Annotated in this window: 18 protein-coding genes; 13 read left to right on the top strand and 5 right to left on the bottom strand. The window is 66.8% G+C overall.

Annotation, left to right across the window (positions count from 1 at the left end):
• Positions 1-33 precede the first annotated feature (33 nt).
• From ACE04A_RS13055 to ACE04A_RS13065, 3 genes are all read right to left on the bottom strand, one after another.
• Positions 34-939 (bottom strand): LysR family transcriptional regulator, encoded by a 906-nt coding sequence (locus ACE04A_RS13055; RefSeq protein ID WP_279996077.1) that lies wholly within the window; start codon positions 937-939, stop codon positions 34-36.
• 89 nt (positions 940-1028) lie between these two features.
• The gene (locus tag ACE04A_RS13060; protein WP_485820189.1) at positions 1029-2036 is read right to left on the bottom strand and encodes an acyl-CoA dehydrogenase family protein; all 1008 of its coding nucleotides are present in this window, start codon (positions 2034-2036) and stop codon (positions 1029-1031) included.
• A 15-nt stretch (positions 2037-2051) separates the two neighbouring features.
• Positions 2052-3209: an acyl-CoA dehydrogenase family protein gene (locus tag ACE04A_RS13065; RefSeq protein WP_448717370.1), complete on the bottom strand. Its 1158-nt coding sequence runs from the start codon at positions 3207-3209 to the stop codon at positions 2052-2054.
• 222 nt (positions 3210-3431) lie between these two features.
• Between ACE04A_RS13065 and ACE04A_RS13070 the strand changes: the two genes are divergently transcribed.
• Both ACE04A_RS13070 and bktB read left to right on the top strand, forming a co-directional pair.
• Entirely contained in the window at positions 3432-4217 is a 786-nt protein-coding gene (locus tag ACE04A_RS13070; RefSeq protein ID WP_448717369.1) for a crotonase/enoyl-CoA hydratase family protein, read from the top strand.
• A 53-nt stretch (positions 4218-4270) separates the two neighbouring features.
• A complete protein-coding gene (gene bktB / locus ACE04A_RS13075) occupies positions 4271-5452 on the top strand; it encodes a beta-ketothiolase BktB (protein WP_279996073.1) in 1182 nt (393 codons plus the stop codon).
• A gap of 105 nt (positions 5453-5557) precedes the next feature.
• Here bktB and ACE04A_RS13080 read toward each other — a convergent pair whose 3' ends face one another.
• Complete coding sequence (locus tag ACE04A_RS13080) at positions 5558-6331, bottom strand: IclR family transcriptional regulator (RefSeq protein WP_448717367.1); 774 nt, start codon at positions 6329-6331, stop codon at positions 5558-5560.
• Between the two features lie 139 nt (positions 6332-6470).
• Between ACE04A_RS13080 and ACE04A_RS13085 the strand changes: the two genes are divergently transcribed.
• The 11 genes from ACE04A_RS13085 (at position 6471) to ACE04A_RS13135 (ending at position 19305) form a co-directional block, all read left to right on the top strand.
• Positions 6471-7274, top strand: a complete 804-nt coding sequence (locus ACE04A_RS13085; RefSeq protein ID WP_259246044.1) for an enoyl-CoA hydratase — start codon at positions 6471-6473, stop codon at positions 7272-7274.
• Positions 7271-9355: an acetate--CoA ligase family protein gene (locus tag ACE04A_RS13090; RefSeq protein WP_448717365.1), complete on the top strand. Its 2085-nt coding sequence runs from the start codon at positions 7271-7273 to the stop codon at positions 9353-9355. Before ACE04A_RS13085 ends, ACE04A_RS13090 begins: the two co-directional genes overlap by 4 nt.
• 47 nt (positions 9356-9402) lie before the next feature.
• Entirely contained in the window at positions 9403-10371 is a 969-nt protein-coding gene (locus tag ACE04A_RS13095; RefSeq protein ID WP_259246046.1) for a Bug family tripartite tricarboxylate transporter substrate binding protein, read from the top strand.
• 5 nt (positions 10372-10376) lie between these two features.
• Positions 10377-11576, top strand: a complete 1200-nt coding sequence (locus tag ACE04A_RS13100; protein ID WP_485820190.1) for an acyl-CoA dehydrogenase family protein — start codon at positions 10377-10379, stop codon at positions 11574-11576.
• Positions 11577-11682: 106 nt separating this feature from the next.
• Positions 11683-12753 (top strand): acyl-CoA dehydrogenase family protein, encoded by a 1071-nt coding sequence (locus ACE04A_RS13105; RefSeq protein WP_448717360.1) that lies wholly within the window; start codon positions 11683-11685, stop codon positions 12751-12753.
• A gap of 66 nt (positions 12754-12819) precedes the next feature.
• Positions 12820-13590: a class I SAM-dependent methyltransferase gene (locus tag ACE04A_RS13110; RefSeq protein WP_100856527.1), complete on the top strand. Its 771-nt coding sequence runs from the start codon at positions 12820-12822 to the stop codon at positions 13588-13590.
• Between the two features lie 163 nt (positions 13591-13753).
• The gene (locus tag ACE04A_RS13115) at positions 13754-14506 is read left to right on the top strand and encodes a GntR family transcriptional regulator (RefSeq protein ID WP_279996069.1); all 753 of its coding nucleotides are present in this window, start codon (positions 13754-13756) and stop codon (positions 14504-14506) included.
• On the top strand, positions 14457-15773 hold the full coding sequence (locus ACE04A_RS13120; protein ID WP_259246051.1) for a malonyl-CoA decarboxylase domain-containing protein: 1317 nt from the start codon (positions 14457-14459) through the stop codon (positions 15771-15773). Before ACE04A_RS13115 ends, ACE04A_RS13120 begins: the two co-directional genes overlap by 50 nt.
• 55 nt (positions 15774-15828) lie before the next feature.
• Positions 15829-16620 carry an enoyl-CoA hydratase/isomerase family protein gene (locus ACE04A_RS13125; protein ID WP_259246052.1) on the top strand — a complete coding sequence of 264 codons (792 nt, stop codon included), beginning with the start codon at positions 15829-15831 and terminating at the stop codon, positions 16618-16620.
• A gap of 5 nt (positions 16621-16625) precedes the next feature.
• Entirely contained in the window at positions 16626-18167 is a 1542-nt protein-coding gene (locus ACE04A_RS13130; RefSeq protein ID WP_447990280.1) for a malonate--CoA ligase, read from the top strand.
• A 166-nt stretch (positions 18168-18333) separates the two neighbouring features.
• Positions 18334-19305, top strand: coding sequence for a Bug family tripartite tricarboxylate transporter substrate binding protein (locus ACE04A_RS13135; RefSeq protein ID WP_485820191.1), 972 nt, complete (start codon positions 18334-18336; stop codon positions 19303-19305).
• Between the two features lie 43 nt (positions 19306-19348).
• Here ACE04A_RS13135 and ACE04A_RS13140 read toward each other — a convergent pair whose 3' ends face one another.
• Entirely contained in the window at positions 19349-20305 is a 957-nt protein-coding gene (locus ACE04A_RS13140; protein WP_391431244.1) for an aldo/keto reductase, read from the bottom strand.
• Positions 20306-20485 lie beyond the last annotated feature (180 nt).

Below are 20485 nucleotides of genomic sequence, written 5' to 3' on the forward strand. Positions count from 1 at the left end.
CCTGCCGGCCACCTTGCCGCAAGCGCGGCGCGGTTATTTGGTTGGCCGGGGGCGGAATGCGTGGACCGCCAGCTCGCGCAGGTTGCGCGCGGCGCTGCGTTCGGTAGCGGGATTCCAGGCCAGGGAAATGCCGATCGACGCATCGGCCGGAAAATCGGACAGGGTCTTGGTGACCACGTTCGGGCTGGGATGGCGGCGGGCGCCGGCGGGAACCAGGGCGACCCCCAGCCCGCTTTCGACCAGGCTCAACAAGGTTTGCACCTGCACCGCCTCTTGTGTGATGCGGGGCGTGAAGCCGCGCAACTGGCAAGCGTTGATGGCCGCCATGCGCAAGCCCGCGGCTTCGGTCGCGGTGTACATGATGAAGGCCTCGTCGGCCAGGTCGGCCAACCGAAGTCGGCCCCGGCGCGCCAAGGCATGGCCCTTGGGCACGGCCAGCACGAAGTGCTCGGTGGTCAGGGGGGCGAGGCGAACGTTCGAGCCCATGGCCACCGGCACGCGCACGATGCCGACTTCCAGCGCGTCATCAGCCAGGTCCTGCATGATGCGGATGGAGGTGGCTTCGCGCAGCACCACCGTCACGCCCGGATAGCGTTGGCGGAACAAGGGCAGCACGCGCGGCAGGATGGCGTGCGTGGCCGACCCCACGAAACCGACGCGCACCGTGCCGCCTTCGCCCGCCGCGCCGGCACGCGCCGCCAGCCGGAATTGCTCGGCATGGAACAAGGCGCGGCGCGCTTCGTCCAGCGCCGCCAGGCCGGCCTCGGTCAGTTGCACGCCTTGGCGACCGCGCACGAAGAGAGCAACGCCCACGCTCTCTTCCAGCTTGCGGATTGACACCGACAGCGGCGGCTGCGACATATGCAGCTTTTCCGCAGCGCGGTGGAAATTCAAGGTGTCGGCAAGCACCAGGAATTGCTGTAGATGACGGAAATCCATGAGGGCGGTCCAAGGCGGCGGCGGCCTTCGATGATACGTGGACGCTATCGTCGTCGCCATCCGTCCAAGCCTTTCGGTATCAACAGTACCTAGGCCATGCCTTGCAGCGTGGTGCGCACCGTGTCCAGCGCGCTGGCGTTGCTGGCCAGCGCATGCGCGCCGATGCGTTCATGCCAGTAGGATTCCGACCCTGCCGCCCGCCGCCAGTCACGCAAGCGGCGCGTATACAACTGCAAGTCGAATTCCGCCGTGATTCCCATGGCGCCATGCACGGCATGCGCAATGTCGGCCACCAGCGGCGCCGCCTGGCTGGCGCGCGCCTTGCCCACGGCCGCCAGCATGGCTTGCGGCAAGCCGTCGCGGCCTTGAAACGCCAGTTGGGCGCCCATGCGCGCCGCCCACACCTGTTCGGCCATCACGCTGATCTGCTGCTGCACGGCTTGAAAGCGGCCGATGGCGCGGCCGAACTGCGTGCGTGCGTTGGCGTGCGCTAGCGTCATGTCCAGCACCCGTTCCATCGCGCCGGCCATCAGGCCTGCATAGGCGACGGCCGCCAGCGTATCCAGTGCGGGGCCGCTGCCCAGGCATTGCGCATCCGCCATCGCCCAGGATGCCTCGCCGTCCAATGAGCCATGCACGCCGTTGTGCTGGACGCAGCCCGCCTGCACGGGCAGCAGCCAGGCCTGCCCGTTGATCTCTGCCAGCACATGGGCGGCCACGCGAACCCATGGCACGTTGACGCCCGTGATGCGCTTGCCATCCATCGCCAGGCCATAAGGCGCGATGGCGATGGCGCCCGCCGGCCGGGCCTGCGGTGTCTGCCCGACAGCCGCCAGCCAGGCGCGCGCCAGCATCGTATGCGCGATGGGATAGGGGCACAGGTGGCGGCCGGCCGCCAGCGCCACGGGCAAGGCGTCGGCCAAGGCAAGCCCGGCGCCGCCTTGTGATTCCGGCACCAGCGCGTCGGCAAAGCCCGCGTCCTCGCAGGCCTGCCATGCCGAATCAACGGGCAGGTTTTGTTCGGCGGCGCGCAGCAGCGCGGGGGTGCAGGTTTGAGCGAACAGGCGTTCGGCGGCATCGCCAAGCAGGGTGTCCATGGGGGCGTCCAGTAGTTATCGAAGGCCAAGGCCGCGCGCGATGATGCCGCGCAGAATTTCGCGCGTGCCGCCGCGCAGGGAAAAGGTAGGGGCAATCTGTTCCAGGTAGGCCAGCGTGCGCAGCAGCGGCAGGGGCGGCGGTACATCGGCTTGGCGGCCCAGCGCATCGCCGATCAGTCGTGGAATTTGCTGCTCCAATTCGGTGCCCAGGTCTTTCACCAACGCGGCCTCGGTGGCCGGGCTGGCGCCGGCCGCCAGCTTGCCCGCCACCGCCAGCGACAAAGCGCGCAGCACCGCCATCTGCGACAGGATGGCGCCCAGCGTGGCGCGGCTGGCGGTGTTATCCGACAGACCTCGGCAATGCGTCAGCCAGCATTCCAGCAGCGCAATGCTGGAATACAAGCGTTCGGGGCCGCTGCGCTCGAAGGCCAGTTCAGCATTCACCTGCGCCCAGCCCGCGCCTTCCTCGCCGATCAGTGCATCGGCATGCAGTTCGACGTTGTCGAAGAACACTTCCGAGAAATGCGCATCGCCCGTCAGGTCTTGAATGGGGCGCACGGTCACGCCGGGCAGCGACAGGTCCACGATCAGTTGCGACAAGCCTTGATGGCGGTCTTCGGCGGTGCCCGACGTGCGGACCAGCGCAATCATGTAGTGCGAGCGGTGCGCGTTGGTCGTCCAGATCTTGCTGCCGTTCAAGCGCCAGCCGCCGCCTCCGGCGCTGATTGGGTCCGCGCGGGTGCGGATGCCGGCCAGGTCGGAACCAGCCCCAGGTTCGCTCATGCCGATGCAGAAGAAGGCGTCTGCGCGGCAGATGCGCGGCAGGTAAAACGCCCGTTGCGCGGGCGAGCCGTATTTCAGGATCAAGGGCGCGCTCTGGCGGTCGGCGATCCAGTGCGCCGACACCGGTGCCCCCGCGCCCAGCAATTCTTCCGACAGCACGAAGCGCGCGAAGTGGCCGCGCTCGGCGCCGCCGTATTCGCGCGGCAGCGTCAGGCCGAGCCACCCGCGTTCGGCAAGCTGGCGGCTGAAGCCTGCGTCAAAACCCATCCAGGAACGCGCGCGCTCGTCGGGCTCCAGGCCGTCCAGCGTGTCCGCCAGAAAGGCGCGAACCTCAGCGCGCAAGGCCTCGTCGGCGGAAGGAATGGTGGTCAGTTCCAGCGTGTCGATCATGGCGGTGAACCGAAGGGGGTGGCATGCCCGGGGCGGGCGCATCCAACGACTATCACTGAGCGCGCAGACAGGCGTCCAATATTATTTTCAAGGTTTTTGATACCGATTTCGTATCAGTGAACCCAAAACTAATATTGGACGATGCCCAGGCGCGGGGCCTACGCTGATGGCTTTCGCCGTAGCGCGCAGGCGATCCAAGAACTTTAATGTCAGGAGCACAACATGACGGAACTCGTGCATTTCGAGCTGGACGCGGACGGCGTGGCCACGCTGACGCTGGACGACCCGACCACCCGCAATGCCTTGACCGGCAGCGACATCGTGGACCAGATGCTGGCCGTGTTCGCGCGCATTGAACGCGACCCAGCCGTGCGCGTGCTGATCCTGACCGCGGCGGGCAAGGCATTCTCATCCGGCGGCAACATCAACGAGATGCAGCGGCAGATTGGCCCCGAGGTCGCCGGCGTGGAACTGCGCCAGGAATACCGGCATGGCATACAACGCCTGCCGCTGGCGCTGCACGCGCTGGAGGTGCCGACGATTGCGGCGGTGAACGGGCCGGCCATCGGCGCGGGCTGCGACCTGGCCTGCATGTGCGACGTGCGCATCGCGTCGGAAGCCGCCACGTTTGCGGAAAGCTTCGTCAAGCTGGGCATCATTCCCGGCGACGGCGGCGCCTGGTTTCTGCCGCGCCTGATCGGCATGGCGCGCGCCGCCGAAATGTCGTTCACCGGTGACGCCATCAGCGCGGCCACCGCGCTGGAATGGGGCTTGGTGTCGCGGGTGGTGCCGGCCGTTGAGCTGTTGCCCGCCGCGCGCGCGCGGGCGGCCCGCATGGCGGCCAATTCCCCCCAGGCGGTGCGGCTGACCAAGCGGCTCTTGCGCGAAAGCCAGCATTCGCGGCTGGACGCCTTGCTGGAACTGTCGGCGGCGTATCAGGCGCTGGCCCACAAGACCGACGCGCACGCCGATGCCGTCGCTCAATTCCTTGCGGCGCGGCGGCGCTAGGCCGGCGGTATGATGCAAAGCATCAGATGGAAACACCACAAGGAGGAAACACCATGAATGAAGTTATCGTCGCGTCGGCCGTCCGCAGCGCCATTGGCGACTTTGGCGGCGCGCTGAAAGATGTGCCGCCCTGCGACCTGGGCGCCACCGTCATCCGTGCCGCGCTGGAACGCGCCGCCGTCAAGGGCGACGAGGTCGGCCACGTTGCGGTGGGCCACGTCATCAACACCGAACCGCGCGACATGTATTTGTCGCGCGTGGCGGCCATGAACGCCGGCATCGCCAAGGAAACGCCGGCCTTCAACGTCAACCGCCTGTGCGGCTCGGGCCTGCAAGCCATTGTGTCCGCCGCGCAAACCATCATGCTGGGCGATGCCGACATCGCCATCGGCGCGGGCGCCGAAAGCATGAGCCGCGCCCCGTACATCGTGCCGTCGCAACGCTGGGGCGCCCGCATGGGTGACAGCACCATGCTGGACATGATGACCGGCGCCTTGTCCGACCCCTTCGGCCGCATGCACATGGGCGTGACCGCCGAAAACGTGGCGGCCAAGTTCGGCATCAGCCGGCAAGATCAGGACATGCTGGCCGTGGAATCGCATCGCCGTGCGGCCGCCGCCATCGACGCCGGTTATTTCCGCGACCAGATCGTGCCGGTGGTGTTGAAGACGCGCAAGGGCGAAGTCGTGTTCGACACCGACGAACACGTGCGCCGCGACGTCTCGGCCGACACCATGGCCGCGCTCAAGCCCGTGTTCAAGAAAGAGAACGGCACCGTTACGGCGGGCAATGCGTCGGGCCTTAACGACGGCGCGGGCGCCGTGGTGCTGATGAACGCATCGGTGGCGGCCAAGCGTGGCATCAAGCCGCTGGCGCGCCTGGTGGCTTACGCGCATTCGGGCGTGGACCCGGACATCATGGGCATTGGCCCGGTGCCCGCCACGCAGGCCGCTCTCAAGCGGGCCGGCCTCACGGTGGATCAACTGGACGTCGTCGAAGCCAACGAAGCCTTTGCCGCGCAAGCCTGCGCCGTGTCGCGCGAACTGAAGCTGGACCCGGCCAAGGTCAACCCGAACGGCAGCGGCATCGGCCTGGGCCACCCCATTGGCGCCACCGGCGCGATCATCACCGTCAAGGCGCTGCACGAGTTGCAACGCGTGGGCGGACGCTACGCGCTGGTGACGATGTGCATCGGCGGCGGGCAGGGCATCGCGGCTATTTTCGAGCGCATTTAAGTTGCTGGCCGCAAGCGCGTGAATTTCGCTGAATGAATGTGCTTGCAGTCGAGTGATAGCGCTTGACCAGACACGCGCCCCGCCATCACGGGGGGCGCGTGTCCATCAGGCATGACCCAGATAGTGCTGCGCCCAGGCCAGGCATTCGGCACGCAGCAGTGCCCCCATCTTGGCGCGGCGCGGTGCATCCAGCCGGCTGCTGATGGCGCCGAAGCTGAACGCCACCCACGTCAGTTCCGACACCGGAAACGCTACTCCCACCCCCGATACACCCGGCGTGATCGTGTCGACGATCTCGGAATACCCCGCCGCGCGTGTCTGCTTCACGGCCTTCATCAAGGCAGTGCTTGATACGCCGATCTGTGCGTAGCTGGCCGCGTGCCGCGCATACAGCGACGCAATCTCTTCGTCCGCCAGGCTGGCCATCAGCGCCAGGCCGCCCGCGCCCACGCCCAGCAGTCGGCGTTCGCCTTGGTCGATGGTGAATACCTTCACCGGAAACGAACCCGCCTCGCGCAGCAGGCACAGCGCGTAGTCGCCCTGACGGATCACCAGGAACACCGTATCGCCCGACAGCCGCGCCAGCTTCTGGGCGAAGGGCCGCAGCGCGTCCAGCAGCGGCGTGCGGCGCAGCGCGGCAAAACCCAACTGCATGGAATCCACCCCCAGGCGGTAGCGCCGGGTGCGCCCGTCGCGTTCGGCGAATTGTTCTTCCAGCAGGCAGCTCAGCAGGCGATGGGCGGTGGAGCGCTCCAGCCCGCTTGCCGCCATGACGCCTTGCAGGTCGATGCCGTCTTCCTGGTGCTGCGCCAGCACCCGCAGCAGCCCCAAGGCCCGCCGCATGCTCTGGGTTCCGCCGGTGCTCATCGTCTTGTTCATATTGTGGGAAAAAGTGATTGAATATTTTGTATTCTAGGATTTCAGGTGCGTTAATTCAATCAAATCCATGCAGTGCAAGCGCTGCAATCCAACCGACCCGGGCCCTACGAGCGCGGGCCCCGCAAGAGACGAGGAGACTATGGAATACGCCACCCTGGCCGTCGAGCACTACGACTCGGTCTGCCGCATCAGCCTGGCGCGCGAATCCGCGCGCAACGCCCAAAGCCAGCAGATGCTGGATGAGCTGGACGACGCCCTGACCCGCGCCGAGCAGGACGACGCCGTCCGGGTAGTGGTGCTGGCCGGGCGCGGCGCGCATTTCTCGGCGGGCCACGACTTGAAGGAAGCGCAGGCCAAGCGCGCGGACTTCACCGTGGAAGAACGCTGGGAATATGAATCGCGCCGCTACTACGGCTACTGCCTGCGCATCTGGGACTTCCCCAAGCCCACGGTGGCCCAGGTGCAGGGCGCCTGCGTGGCCGGCGGCTTCATGATCGCCAATATGTGCGACCTGGTCGTGTGCGCCGACACCGCGTACTTCTCCGACCCGGTCGGCCATACGCTGGCGGCCGCCGCCACCGAAGTGCTGATCCACCCCTGGGTGATGGGCCTGCGCAAAGCCAAGGAAATGCTCTACACCGGCGAAAAGGTTGACGCACAGGAAGCGCTGCGCATCGGCATGGTGAACCGCGTGGTGCCCGAGGCCGAACTTGACGACGCCACGCTGGCTTTGGCGCGGCGCATCGCGCAGGCGCCGCCGTTCGGGCTGCGGCTGATCAAGCGGTCGTTGAACCGTACCGCCGATGCGCAGGGCTTTCGCACCGCGTTGTCGGCCCACTTCGACACGCATCAACTGTCGCACCTGAGCGAAGAATTCCAGGCGGTGCGCGAGCGCGGCCTGGCGCAAGCCATTCAGCGCAACAAGAAGGGCGAAACGGCATGAGGCCCGCGCTGGATTGCCTGCTGGATCCGCATTCCATCGCGATGATCGGCGCTAGCGCCAACGCGGGCCGCATCGGCGGCATGCCGCTGGAATTGCTGACGCGCTTTGGCTACGCGGGCGGCATCTATCCCGTCAACCCGAAGTACCAGGAAGTGTTCGGCAAACGTTGCTGGCCCGACATCGAATCCGTGCCCGAGCCGGTGGACCTCGCGGTGCTGGCGATTGCCGCGGCCGACGTCACGCCGATGCTGCGCCGCTGCCACGCCAAGGGCGTGCGCGCGGCCATCGTCTATGCGGCGGGTTTCGCGGAAGCGGGCGGTGAGGGCGCGCGCTTGCAAGACGAACTGGAAGCCTTCGTGGCGCAAAGCGGCATGGCCGTGGCCGGGCCCAACTGCATGGGTTTCGCCAACTTGAACACGCAGGCGCACACGGCGTTTGCGTCGGTGTTCAAGACCGCGCCGGCGCAGTCCGGACCGGGCGTGGTCAGCCTGCTGACGCAGAGCGGCAATGTGTGCGCGGCGGTGTACGCCATCGCGCGCCGGCTTGACCTGCCGTTCTCGCATTTCATCAACACCGGTAATGAAGCCTGCCTGGATTTCTCGCAGTACCTGGAATACCTGGCGGGCGATCCGCGCACGGAAATCGTGCTGGGCTATATCGAACAACTGCGGGACGGCGAACGCTTCGTGCGCGCCTGCCGTGAACTGGAACGCCAGGGCAAGCTGCTGATTGCGCTGAAGGCCGGCAACACCGACAAGGGCGCGCAGGCCGTGCGTTCGCACACGTCGGCGCTGGCCGGCGACCGGCGCGTGTACGCGGCGGCGTTTCGTCAACTGAACGTGATTGAAGCCACGGATTTTGCGCAGATGGCACACCTGGCCAGCTTGGCCACGCTGCGCCATCGCAGCGCCGGCAAGCGGGTGGCCGTGTTGACGATGTCCGGGGCGCTGGGCGCGATCCTGGCCGACAAGTTCATCGGCGCGGGGCTGGACTTGCCCGATCTGCCCGAAGACTTGCAGGCCGTGCTGCGCGGCGGCATTCCCGATTACGGCATGGTCGGCAACCCGGTGGACGTGACCGGCAACGTGGTCAACGACCCCGACTTTGTGCGCACGGTGTTGCAGGCCCTGGCCACCACCGACGCCATCGACGCGGTGGTGGTCTATGCCCCCGGCTACATGCTGGACCGCATGGCCGATGCCTTGGCCGAGGCGTCGCGCCAGCATGCGCGCTTGTTCATCGCCATCGATACCGGCCTGGCCCAAAGCCGCGCCGCCTTGCGCGAAGCCGAGGTGGCCGTGTTTGAAGACCTGGGGCAGGCGGTGACCGCCCTGGCGCCTTACCTGCTGTGGTGCGACGCGCGCGGCGGCCATCGCACCGCGCCCGCGCCGCGCCTGGACGCGGCCGTGGCGCCGGCGCTGCCCTGCAATGAAGCCGATGCTCGCGCCTACCTGGCCGCCTTCGGCCTGCCGCAGGCCCAGGCTCGCCCGGCGCGCAATGCCGACGAAGCGGTGGCCGACGCGCGCGCCGCGGGCTACCCCGTGGCCCTGAAGATTCTTAGCGCCGACATCGCGCACAAGACGGAAGTGGGCGGCGTGGCGCTGGGGCTGGCGGATGACGGCGCCGTCAAAGCGGCCCACGAACAGATCCTGAATTCGGCGGCCGCCGCGCAACCGGATGCCCGCATCGACGGCGTGCTGGTGCAAAAGATGGAACGCGGCGTGGCCGAGCTGATCGTGGGCGCCACGCGCGACCCGGTCTTTGGCCCCGTGCTGACGGTGGGCCTGGGCGGCGTGCTGACGGAAATATATCAAGACACCAGCCACCGGCTGTTGCCCGTGGACGAAGACATGGCCATGCAGATGCTGCGCGAGCTGAAGGCGTTTGCGCTGCTGGACGGCTACCGGGGCAAGCCGCGCGCTGATCTGGTGGCGGCCTGCCGAAGTATTGTCGCCGTGGGCAACGCCATGTTTGCCGCGCCCGCGCACGTGGCGGAAATTGAAGTCAATCCCTTGCTGATCAAAGAGGCGGGACAAGGCGTTGCGGTACTGGACGCGCTGATCCTGCCCGCAACCCCGTAGTGCAACCGCGCAAACCGCGCAAGCGCATCCCCCAGGAGGAGACAAGCATGATGAAAAGACTATTGGCCGGCGTGGCGCTGGCCTGCATCGGCGTGACAGGCCCGTCGCACGCCCAGGACCCGTATCCCAACCGGCCCGTGCGTATCGTGGTGCCGTTTTCGCCTGGCGGCGCGGCGGACATCATGAGCCGCCTGCTGGCCGAACGGCTGACCGCCAAGCTGGGTCAGACCGTCATCGTGGAAAACAAGCCGGGCGGGGGCACGATGATTGCGTCCGACTATGTGTCGCGCGCCGCGCCCGATGGCTACACGCTGCTGATGGCGGCATCGTCGCTGGGCATCGCGCCCAGCATCTACGCCAAGGTCAATTACGACCCCATCAAGGACTTCGCGCCGGTCAGTCAGGTGGCGTCGGTGGTGCATGTGCTGGAGGTGCATCCGTCGATTCCGGCCAAGAATGTGGGCGAACTCATCGCCTATCTGAAAGCCAACCCGGGCAAGGTCAGCTATGGCTCGGTGGGCGCCGGCAGCTCCACGCACCTTGAGGCCGAACTCTTCAACAGCATGGCCGGCGTGCAGATGGCGCATATCCCGTACAAGGGCAGCGCGCCCGCGTTGAACGATCTGGTGGCCGGGCGCATTCAGGTGATGTTCGACGCCTGGGCCTCGTCCGGCCCCTTCGTGAAAGACGGCAAGCTGCGCGCGCTGGCGGTGACGACGACGAAGCCTTCGGCTTCCGTGCCGGACCTGCCGACGGTGGCGGCCTCCGGTCTGCCGGGCTATTCGGCGATGCCGTGGCTGGGACTGGTGGCGCCGGCGGGCACGCCGCAACCAGCGATCGACAAGCTCTACCAGAACCTCGCGCAGATTCTGGCGCAACCCGAGGTGAAGGCGCAGTTCAAGGGTTTGGGGCTGGACATCATCGGTAGCGACCCCAAGGCCTTCTCCGCCTTTATCCGGCAAGACGTAAGCACCTGGGCCAAGGTGGCGCGCGATTCCAACATTCGCTTGGAGTAGCAGGAATGGGTCGACAGGAACAAGCCGCGCAAGCCATCGCGGCTACAGACGACGCCGCCTTCCGCCGGCAACTGCGCGCGTGGCTGAACGACGCCTACGCCAGTTTCGGGCGCGGCTGGCCGGGCGGCGCGGCGCCGCGCGACCTGGATTTCCGGCGCGCCTGGGAAGACGCGCTGTGCGCCAGCGGCTGGTCGGGCCTGGGCTGGCCCAGGGACTACGGCGGACAGGATTTACCGCTGTCGCGCCAGGCCGTGTTCCATGAAGAGCATGCGCGTTGCGGCGCGCCGTTGGGCGTGAATCTGATCGGCCACGGCATTCTGGCGCCCACGCTGCTGCACTTTGGCAGCGAGGCCCAGAAGCGCCGCTTCCTGCCCGGCATCCTGTCCAACCGCGAGGTCTGGTGCCAGGGCTATTCCGAACCCGGGGCCGGGTCCGACCTGGCCGCGGTACGCACGCGCGCCGAAGCCGTGGCGGGCGGCTACCGGGTCAACGGCCACAAGATATGGACGTCGTTTGCCGACCGCGCGCAGTGGTGTTTCGTGCTGGCGCGCACGGACGCCAGCGCGCCCAAGCACAAGGGCCTGAGCTTCCTGCTGGTGGACATGCGCAGCCCCGGCGTGCGGGTGGAACCCATCCGCCAGATGACGGGCGACGCGGAGTTCTGCGAAGTGTTCTTCGAAGATGTCTTCGTGCCCCAAGATCTGCTGCTGGGGCAAGAGAACCAGGGCTGGAAGGTGGCGATGGCCGCCGCCAGCTTTGAGCGCGGCACCTATTTCATTCCGCGCCTGGTGCGGTTTGGGCAAGAGCTGGACGCGGTGCGCCGCCTGGCGTTGCGCCCGGACGCTTACGGGCATGTGCCGGCCTCGTCGGCGGCGGTGCGCCACAAGTGGGCGCGGCTGGCGGCCGACAGCCATGTGCTGGCATTGAAGTCGCAACGCGCGCTGGAAGGCGCCATGCGCGGCGACCCGCCCGGGCCGGAAGGCTCGTCCACCAAAATCCACTGGAGCGAGGCACATCAGCGGTTGCTGGAACTATCCATGCAGATGCTGGGCGATGCGGCATGCCTGGCGGACGACGCCGATGCACAAGCCGCCGAGCTGACGCACGCCTACCTGTGGTCGCGCGCCGAAACCATCCTGGCGGGCACGTCCGAGATCCAGCGCAACATCATCGCCGAGCAGATGCTGGGCCTGCCGAAGGCTTGAACCTCGCCACGAACTTGAAGCTGACCCCGGGCTTGAGCTAGCCAAGAGTCTGAACCCGCCCAGGATTTGACCCTGGCCGCAAGCTTGAACCTAGCCACTGAATACCATGACTTTTTCCTTGAATGAAGATCAGCGCATGTTGCAAGAGGCGGCAGGGCGTTTTCTGGCTGACCGCCATCCTCCAAGCGTCGCCCGCGCGGCGGCGGGGTGTCCGGCGGACGCCCGCCTGGCGCTGTGGCGCGAGATTGCCGAGCAAGGCTGGCCCGCGCTGCTCGCGCCGACCGGGCACGACGGGCTGGGCTTGGGCATGCGCGAAGCCTGGGTCGTGGCGGAAGCGGCGGGGCGGCATTTGTTGAGCCTGCCGCTGGTGGCGAACATGGTGGTGCTGCCGACCTTGTGCGAGTCGATCCCGGCAGGGCCCGTGGCGCAATGGGCGCAAGCCATGATGCAAGGCGAGATGTACTTCGCGGACGCGGCGATGCGCCCGGACGGATCGGCGTTCATCGAGGGCGCGGGGGCAGGCGTGTCGGCCTTGGCATTGCGCTGCCTGGGACCGGGCAGCTTGCGGCTGGAACGCCATGCGCCCTTGTCGGGCATCGGGGGCACCGCGGGCGCTTCGGCCACCGCGGGCCTGGACCCGACGATGCCGGTGGCGCGGGTGGCGTGCCCCGACGTGCAGGAGGCTATCGAAGTACAAGTCGACGCGCGTATGTGGCGGCGCTTGAAAACCCGCATGACGCTGCTGCGCTCGGCGGAACTGCTGGGCGCGGCGTCGGCGGCGTTGGACATGGCGGCGGCGTATGCACGCGAGCGCCGCCAGTTCGACCGCGCCATCGGCGCCAACCAGGCGATCAAGCATCGTCTGGCCGACGACTGGATGGCGCTGGACGACGCGCGGCTGGCCGGCATGGCCGCGGCGGCGTCCCACGATGCCGACGCACCATCGGCGGACCGCGACAGCCTATATGTGCCGCTGCTGGCGGTGGAGGGCGGCCGGCGCGCCGTGCAGAACGCGATTCAGGTGCATGGCGCCCTGGGCATCACCTGGGAATGCGACGCGCACCTGTACCTGAAGCGGGTGTTGCGGCTGGCGGCGAGCCTGCACGCGGAGGCGTCATGCACCGAATGGCTGGAGCGGATCTGGGAAGGCGCCGGCGCGGAACGGGTTGCGGCCTGATAAGGCAGCCCGGCATGGGCCGTGCTTGTGAGACGCCCGCCCGGCGTCCGCCCTACAATCGCCGCCATGAATAAATCGAACTTCCCCTCCGAACTCGACCAGCCGACCCTGTCCGAACTGGACGGCGTGCGCTATCTGCACTTCAACACCCAGTGGGTCCAGGGCGCCATGCGCGTCAAGACCCCGGCCGAGCTGGTGCTGGAATACACCGGCCAGATGATGGCCTGGCTGCTGTTCCTGGAGCCGCCCAAGGAAGAGGCCATCGGCATGCTGGGACTGGGCGCGGGCTCGCTGGCGCGCTTTTGCGTGAAGCACACGCGCAGCCCGCTGCTGGCCGTGGAATGGAACCCGCGCGTGACCGCCGCGTGCCACATGTTCTTCCGCCTGCCCGGATCGAACCGGCTGCAAGTCGAACACATGGACGCCGGCCTGTGGGTGGCCGACCCCGCCAACGCCGGACGTTGCCCCGTGCTGATGGTGGACCTGTACGACGCCGCCGCCGAAGGCCCCGTGCGCGACAGCGTGAAGTTCTACCGCGATTGCCGGCGCGTGCTGGGCGAGGTCGGCGTGGTGGCGGTGAACCTGTTCGGCCGCCACGAAAGCTTCGGCAAGAACATCGACAACCTGTCCAAGGCGTTTGACGATCGCGTGGTGTTGCTGCCGGAAGTCGACGCGGGCAACCAGATCGTGCTGGCCTTCTCGGGGCCGCGCCTGTCGGTCACGCCCGCCGAATTGCTGGAACGCGCGGAAGTGGTGGAATCCAAGTACGGGCTGCCGGCGCGCCGCTGGGCACGGGCGCTGACCCGCCACGCCGTGGACGGCGTGCTGCATTTCTGATCGGTCCCCGGTGTTCTGCCGGGGCGTTTTCGTCTTTAGGATGGGGTTCGGGGGCGGAAGGGGTTTTCCAGGGGTTTACCTTTTTCCGCGTCGGGATTTAACATGGGCCTGTTCATAATTATGAATTACGGCGCAGTGCTCGCGCACCCCCCGCCGCCATCCCATGAGCCAACCCATCGTCCGTCAAGCCCTCTACCTGGAAGTCGCGGATCGCCTGCGCGCCATGATTCACGCGCGTGCGCTGTGCAATGGCGAGTGGATCGACGAACTGCGGTTGGCCGGCGAAATGGGCATTTCCCGCACGCCCTTGCGGGAAGCGCTGAAGGTGCTGGCCACCGAAGGGCTGGTGCGGCTGGAGCCCCGGCGCGGCTGCTTCGTCAACGAGCTTTCCACGCAAGACCTGGAAGACATCTTCCCGCTGATGGCCATGCTGGAAGGGCGCTGCGCCTTCGAGGCCGCGCGCAAGGCCAGCGACGCGGAGCTGGCGGCGCTTGAGCCGCTGCATGCCGAACTGGCCGGCCACGCACGCGCCGGCCGTATCGACGCCTACTACCAAACCAATTACCTGATCCACGAAGCCGTGCAGGCGCTGGCCGGCAATCAATGGCTGTCGGACATGGTGGGCAACCTGCGCAAGGTGCTCAGCCTGTCGCGCCACCGCAGCCTGGCGCGGCCCGGGCGCATCCAGCAGTCCTGCGCCGAACACCTGGCCATTTTCGATGCGCTCAAAGCGCACGACAGCGACGCCGCCCAGGCGCTGGCCCACACCCATCTGATGCGGCAGTTGGAAGCCCTGCGCGCATTGGCCAATGAAGACGCCGCCGACCCGGTTTTGACCGATCCCATCGTTATCCAGGAGCCCGCCCATGTCCGTACCCGCCAATCTCGCGCCCGCGCGGGGCGCTCGCACGCCTGAGCCCGACCCCGAACTGATCGATGCCGCCGCCGCGGCTGAAGGCGCCAGCCTGATGACGCGGCTGGGCAAGCTGTGGGAACGCGGGCGCTTGCCCAGCGAATCCGAAGTGCGCCGCCTGTTCGAAGCGCGCCTGACCGACGTAGCCGCCAACAAGCTGGCGCGCCGCTGGTGTGAGCAGTACAGCGCGGCCGACGGCAAGGACCGCCGGCTGATGCTGGCCGCGCTGGCGCAAGTGCGCGCCACGTTCCCGGCAGATGGCGGCGAGGGCACGCGCCTGTTCAAGCGCTTTAACGCCTTGCCGCATGGCTTGCGCTTCCTGGTGGATCTGCGGGCTGACATGCTGCGCTGGCGCAAGCAGGTGTCCGGCATTCAGGGGCTGGACAAGGAACTGGAAGGCCTGCTGTCGGCATGGTTTGACGTGGGCTTGTTGGAACTGCGCCCGCTGACCTGGGATTCGCCCGCCTCGCTGCTGGAAAAGCTGATCCTGTACGAAGCCGTGCACGAGATCACCTCTTGGGATGACCTGCGCCGCCGCGTGTCGCCCGACCGCCGCTGCTACGCCTATTTCCACCCGCAGATGCCGGGCGTGCCGCTGATCTTCGTGGAAGTGGCGTTTGCCGGCAACATGGCCGACAACGTGCAGGTGCTGCTGGACAGCACGCTGCCGCCGCAGGATCTGGACAAGGCGCGCTGGGCCATCTTCTATTCCATTTCGAATACGCAGCCCGGCCTGAAGGGCATCAGCTTCGGCAACTTCCTGCTCAAGCGCGTGGTTGAGCAATTGCTGGAAGAACTGCCCAAGCTGAAGAACTTTGCCACGCTGTCGCCCATCCCCGGTTTTGCCGACTGGCTGGGCAAGCTGGACGCCGACGCCGTGGAAGCCATCGTGCGCGAAGACAAATCGCGCGCCAAGGACCGCAAGCGCGAAGGCGTGCCGGACGGGCAGCGTTGGGTGTCGCGCCTGGCCAAGGCCGCGCAAGGTCCGGCGTCCGACGTGGTCAAGCGCGCGGGCTTCCGCCTGGCGGCGACTTATTTGCAATCCATGAAAAACGGCTTGCCGCTGGACCCGGTGGCGCGCTTTCACCTGGGCAACGGCGCCCGCATTGAACGCTTGAACTGGGCGGCAGATACATCGACCAAGGGGCTCAAGCAATCTTGCGCGCTGATGGTCAATTACCTGTACGACCTTGACGAGCTCGACACCAACCTGGCGCGCCTGGGCGAAGGCAAGCCCCAGGTCAGCCGAGGCGTGGGGCGCGTGGCCTGATTGCCATTGCCCGGCGACGACGGCAAGACATATCAATAAAAAAAGGGTAGGGGACATGACGCAAGACGTGACCGGCCGCGTGCGGCTGGAACGCGAAGGGGCCTTGGCCTGGGTGACGCTATCGCACCCAGGGCGCCTGAACGCGATAACGGTGGGCATGTGGGGCGAACTGCGTGACGTGTTCACGCGCGTGTCGGCCGACGACGCCCTGCGCTGCGTGATCGTGCGCGGCGAAGGCGGCAATTTCGCGGCGGGCGCGGACATCCGCGAATTCCCCGCCCAGCGCGCCGACATGGCGGGCGTGCAGCGCTATCACCGCGACATCCTGGCACCGGCCCTGCAAGCGGTGGCCAATTGCCCGCATCCGGTGGTGGCGCAGATTGAAGGCGTGTGCGTGGGCGGCGGGCTGGAAATCGCCAGCCAGTGCGACCTGCGCATCGCGGGCGCGTCGGCCCGGTTCGGCGTGCCGATCAACCGCTTGGGTTTTCCCATGGCGCCCGATGAAATGCGCGGCCTGCTGGCCCTGGTCGGACGCGCGGCCACGCTGGCCATCTTGCTGGAAGGCCGCGTGTTCGGCGCCGACGAGGCCCATGGCCTGGGCTTGCTGACTCGCATCGTGCCGGATGAGCAGGTTGCCGACGCCGCGCGCCGCAGCGCCGAACGCATCTGCCAGGGCGCGCCGTTGGCCGCCCGCATCAATAAGCGCCTGTCGGCCAGGCTTGCCCAAGGCGGCGCCTTGACCGAAGACGAATATCAAGATTATTTCTCCTATGCCGAAAGCCGGGACCACCAGGAAGGCGTGCGCGCATTCCTGGCCGGCGTAGATCCATCCTTTTCCGGAGACTGACCAAGGTGAGCAACGCCAATCTATATGCTGTCCTGCAAGGCGGCTTTCCCAAAGACCGCAGCAAAGTCGCGCTGGAAACGCCCGACCTTGAATACACCTGGGATGACATCGACCGCGCCACTGCGTGCCTGGCCAACCTGCTGACGTCGCTGAACCTGCCCGACGGGTCGCGCGTGGCGGTGCAAGTGGAGAAGTCGCCGGAAGCGCTGTTGCTGTATCTGGCCACCTTGCGCGCCGGCCTGGTGTACCTGCCGCTGAACACGGCCTACCGCGAAGCCGAGATCGAATACTTCCTGGGCAACGCCGAGCCGGCCGTCGTGGTCTGCGCCAGCAAGAACCAAGACTGGGTGCAGCGCGCCGCCGACAAGGCCGGCTGCGCGCACGTCTACACGCTGGACGAAGACCGCACGGGCACGCTGCTGGACGCCGCGGGCAGCCTGCCGCAAACGTTCAAGACCGTGGAGCGCAAGCCGGAAGACCTGGCCGCCATTCTGTACACGTCGGGCACCACCGGCCGCAGCAAGGGCGCGATGCTGTCGCACGGCAACCTTGCCGCCAATGCGCAGGTGCTGCACGAATACTGGGGCTGGCGCGAAGACGACGTGCTGCTGCACATGCTGCCCATCTTCCACGTGCACGGCTTGTTCGTGGCCTCGCACGGGGCCTTGCTGGCGGGCGCCAAAATGATCTGGCTGCCCAAGCTGGACGCCGATCAGGCATTGCGCTATCTGCCACAGAGCACGGTGATGATGGGGGTGCCCACGTACTACGTGCGCCTGTTGGCCGACCCGCGCTTTGACCGCGCCGTGTGCGCCAACATGCGCTTGTTCATCTCGGGGTCGGCGCCGCTATTGGCCGAGACCTTCTCGGACTTCAAGACGCGCAGCGGCCACGCCATTCTGGAACGCTACGGCATGAGCGAAACCGTCATGCTGACGTCCAACCCTTACGACGCAAAGCTGGGCGAACGCCTGGCCGGCACCGTCGGCCGCGCGCTGCCGGGCGTGCAGGTGCGGGTGGTGGACGACGCGGGCGTAGCGCTTGCGCCGGGCGAGATCGGCAACGTGCAGGTGCGCGGCCCCAACGTGTTTTCGGGCTACTGGCGCATGCCGGAAAAAACCCGCGAGGAATTCACCGAAGACGGCTGGTTCAAGACGGGCGACGTCGGCCGCTGGGGCGGCGAATCCGCTGGCCACGAAGCGCCGGCCGATTACCTGTCCATCGTCGGCCGTAGCAAAGACCTGATCATCTCGGGCGGCTTCAACGTCTATCCCAAGGAAATCGAAACGCTGATCGACGACATGCCCGGCGTGGCCGAATCGGCCGTCATCGGCGTGCCGCATCCGGACTTCGGCGAAGCCGTCGTCGCGGTGGTGGTGCCCAAGGAAGGCGTGTCGCTGGACGCCGACGCGATGCAGCGCGAACTGAAGTCGCGCATTGCGAACTTCAAGGTGCCCAAGCGCGTGCACATCATCGACCAACTGCCGCGCAACACCATGGGCAAGGTGCAAAAGAACGTGCTGCGCGAAACCTATCAGGCGCTGTGACGCCAACCATCAGTGCCGGCCTTCAGGGGCCGGCATTTTTTTCTTCAAAGGAGGCGATGCCGACCCCATCCCCGCTATGCAGTCCTGGCAGCTTCATTCAATAAAAATTCAAGAGACGAGACGCAGACAACCGCGCCGTCCCCGTGATGCAGCAAGAGGAGACATTATGAAAGTTCGCAAGATCGCCACGGCCGTATTCGCCGTGGCAGCCCTGGGTTTCGGCGGCTCGGCCGCCGCGCAATGGCCAGAGCGCGCCATCACCTTGATTGTTCCGTTCCCCGCTGGCGGCGGCACGGACACCTTCGCCCGCCCGCTGGCCCAGCAACTGACCATGCAGTTGGGTCAGACGGTCGTCATCGACAACAAGGGCGGCGCGGGTGGCACGGTGGGCGCCGGTGTGGCGGCCAAGGCCAAGCCCGACGGCTACACCTTCTTCATGGGCGGCGCGCACCATGCGCTGGCTCCTTCGCTCTACAAAAACCTCAGCTACAACATCCAGAAGGACTTCGTGCCCGTCGCGCTGGTGGCCCAACCGCCGCAAGTGGTGGTGATCAACCCCGGCAAGCTGCCGGTCAAGACGCTGCAGGAATTCATCGACTATGCCAAGAAGCATCCCGGCGAAATCAACTATGGCACGGCCGGCAAGGGCAGCACGCACCATCTGGCGGGTGAGCTGTTCGCCATGCAGACTGGCATCAAGTTAGTTGACGTGCCCTATCAAGGGGCGGGACCTATGTTGTCGGCGCTGATCGGCGGGCAGGTGGACATGGCGTTCGACGGCTTGGGCTCGTCGGCCGGCCACATCCGCGCGGGGGCGATCAAGCCTCTTGCCGTGGCCGCCACCGAGCGGTCGGCGTCCTTGCCCGACGTGCCCACCGCTGCCCAGGCGGGCGTGCCGAATTACGTGGTGTCCACGTGGTACGCCATTTGGGCGCCGGCCGGCACGCCGCAAGAGGCGGTCGACAAGATGGCGTCTGAAATCACCAAGGCGCTGAACACGCCGAAGTTGAAGGAAACCTGGGCCGGAAACGGGGCGGCGGTGCCCAACATGACGGGCCCCGCCTTCGGCAAGTTCGTCGACAGCGAAGTGGCTCGCTGGGCGAAAGTGGTGAAGGATTCCGGCGTGACGCTGGATTGATGCGGGGGCGCCGCTAGTTCCCACTAGCGGCGCTTGGCCCTCGTCAGCGCCACTCGCTGGCCTGGCTCAGTTTGGCCAACTGGTCGTGCGTCAGCGTCAGGCTGGCGGCCTTGACCAGTTCGTCAAGCTGCGCCAGGGACGTGGCGCTGACGATGGGCGAGGTGATACCCGGCTGCGCGATCTGCCAGGCCAGCGCGGCCTGCGCGGGCGTGCAGCCGGCGTCTTCCGAGACTTCGTCCAGCGCTTTCAGGATGCGCATGCCGCGTTCGTTCAGATACGTGTCCACGATCTTCTGGCCACGCGCGCTTTTACCGGCATCCGCCGCGCTGCGGTACTTGCCGCTAAGAAAGCCGCTGGCCAGCGCGTAGTAGTTGATCGTGCCCATCTGCTGCGTCTTCACCAGGCTTTGCAGGCCGGATTCGAAGGGCGCGCGGTTGTACAGGTTGTATTCGGGCTGGATGCTTTCGTAGCGCGGCAGGTCGTGGCGTTCGGCCGCGATCAGCGCTTCGGACAGGCGCACCGCCGTGTAGTTCGACGCGCCAATGGCCCGCACCTTGCCGGCTTCAATGTGCTTGGCGTATTCGGCCAGCGTGTCGGTCAGAGGCGTGTCCTGGTCGTCCTTGTGCGACTGGTACAAATCCACGTAGTCGGTCTGCAACCGCGCCAGCGAGGCCTCCAGCGCACGCCGGATGTACGCGGGCGACAAGCCCACCGCGTCAGGGCCCATTTCCATGCCGACCTTGGTGGCGATCATCACCCGGTCGCGCTTGCCCGAGCGCTTGAGCCATTTGCCGATCAGGGTTTCGGATTCGCCGCCCTGGTTGCCGGGGGCCCAGCGCGAATACACGTCGGCGGTGTCGATGAAATTCAGACCCGCGTCCACCATGGCGTCAAGCAGGGAGAAGGCGCCGGCTTCGTCGACGGTCCAGCCGAAGACGTTGCCGCCGAAGGTAAGCGGGGGAACTTGCAGGCCGGAACGGCCCAGCGCGCGTTTGATCATGGTGAGGCCTTTGGATGCGTCTGACGGGTTGCCCTGGACTGCTGCATGAAGCGCGGGCAGCAAGAGCCCGGGTGGCGATATTTAGTATATTGGCGCCGCGCGCCCTGGCTTGGGGCATGCCTGATTGGCATGCACCATTTCAGGGATTCCCCGCAAATTCTTTTGTCTGGCGGCAAGTTA

It is taken from the genome of Achromobacter colocynthidis (genome assembly GCF_057334535.1).

Coding starts and splice junctions, on each gene's coding strand:
- ACE04A_RS13055 (WP_279996077.1), bottom strand. CDS start 939: ATGGATTTCCGTCATCTACAGCAATTCCTGGTGCTTGCCGACACCTTG.
- ACE04A_RS13060 (WP_485820189.1), bottom strand. CDS start 2,036: ATGGACACCCTGCTTGGCGATGCCGCCGAACGCCTGTTCGCTCAAACC.
- ACE04A_RS13065 (WP_448717370.1), bottom strand. CDS start 3,209: ATGATCGACACGCTGGAACTGACCACCATTCCTTCCGCCGACGAGGCC.
- ACE04A_RS13070 (WP_448717369.1), top strand. CDS start 3,432: ATGACGGAACTCGTGCATTTCGAGCTGGACGCGGACGGCGTGGCCACG.
- bktB (WP_279996073.1), top strand. CDS start 4,271: ATGAATGAAGTTATCGTCGCGTCGGCCGTCCGCAGCGCCATTGGCGAC.
- ACE04A_RS13080 (WP_448717367.1), bottom strand. CDS start 6,331: ATGAACAAGACGATGAGCACCGGCGGAACCCAGAGCATGCGGCGGGCC.
- ACE04A_RS13085 (WP_259246044.1), top strand. CDS start 6,471: ATGGAATACGCCACCCTGGCCGTCGAGCACTACGACTCGGTCTGCCGC.
- ACE04A_RS13090 (WP_448717365.1), top strand. CDS start 7,271: ATGAGGCCCGCGCTGGATTGCCTGCTGGATCCGCATTCCATCGCGATG.
- ACE04A_RS13095 (WP_259246046.1), top strand. CDS start 9,403: ATGATGAAAAGACTATTGGCCGGCGTGGCGCTGGCCTGCATCGGCGTG.
- ACE04A_RS13100 (WP_485820190.1), top strand. CDS start 10,377: ATGGGTCGACAGGAACAAGCCGCGCAAGCCATCGCGGCTACAGACGAC.
- ACE04A_RS13105 (WP_448717360.1), top strand. CDS start 11,683: ATGACTTTTTCCTTGAATGAAGATCAGCGCATGTTGCAAGAGGCGGCA.
- ACE04A_RS13110 (WP_100856527.1), top strand. CDS start 12,820: ATGAATAAATCGAACTTCCCCTCCGAACTCGACCAGCCGACCCTGTCC.
- ACE04A_RS13115 (WP_279996069.1), top strand. CDS start 13,754: ATGAGCCAACCCATCGTCCGTCAAGCCCTCTACCTGGAAGTCGCGGAT.
- ACE04A_RS13120 (WP_259246051.1), top strand. CDS start 14,457: ATGTCCGTACCCGCCAATCTCGCGCCCGCGCGGGGCGCTCGCACGCCT.
- ACE04A_RS13125 (WP_259246052.1), top strand. CDS start 15,829: ATGACGCAAGACGTGACCGGCCGCGTGCGGCTGGAACGCGAAGGGGCC.
- ACE04A_RS13135 (WP_485820191.1), top strand. CDS start 18,334: ATGAAAGTTCGCAAGATCGCCACGGCCGTATTCGCCGTGGCAGCCCTG.
- ACE04A_RS13140 (WP_391431244.1), bottom strand. CDS start 20,305: ATGATCAAACGCGCGCTGGGCCGTTCCGGCCTGCAAGTTCCCCCGCTT.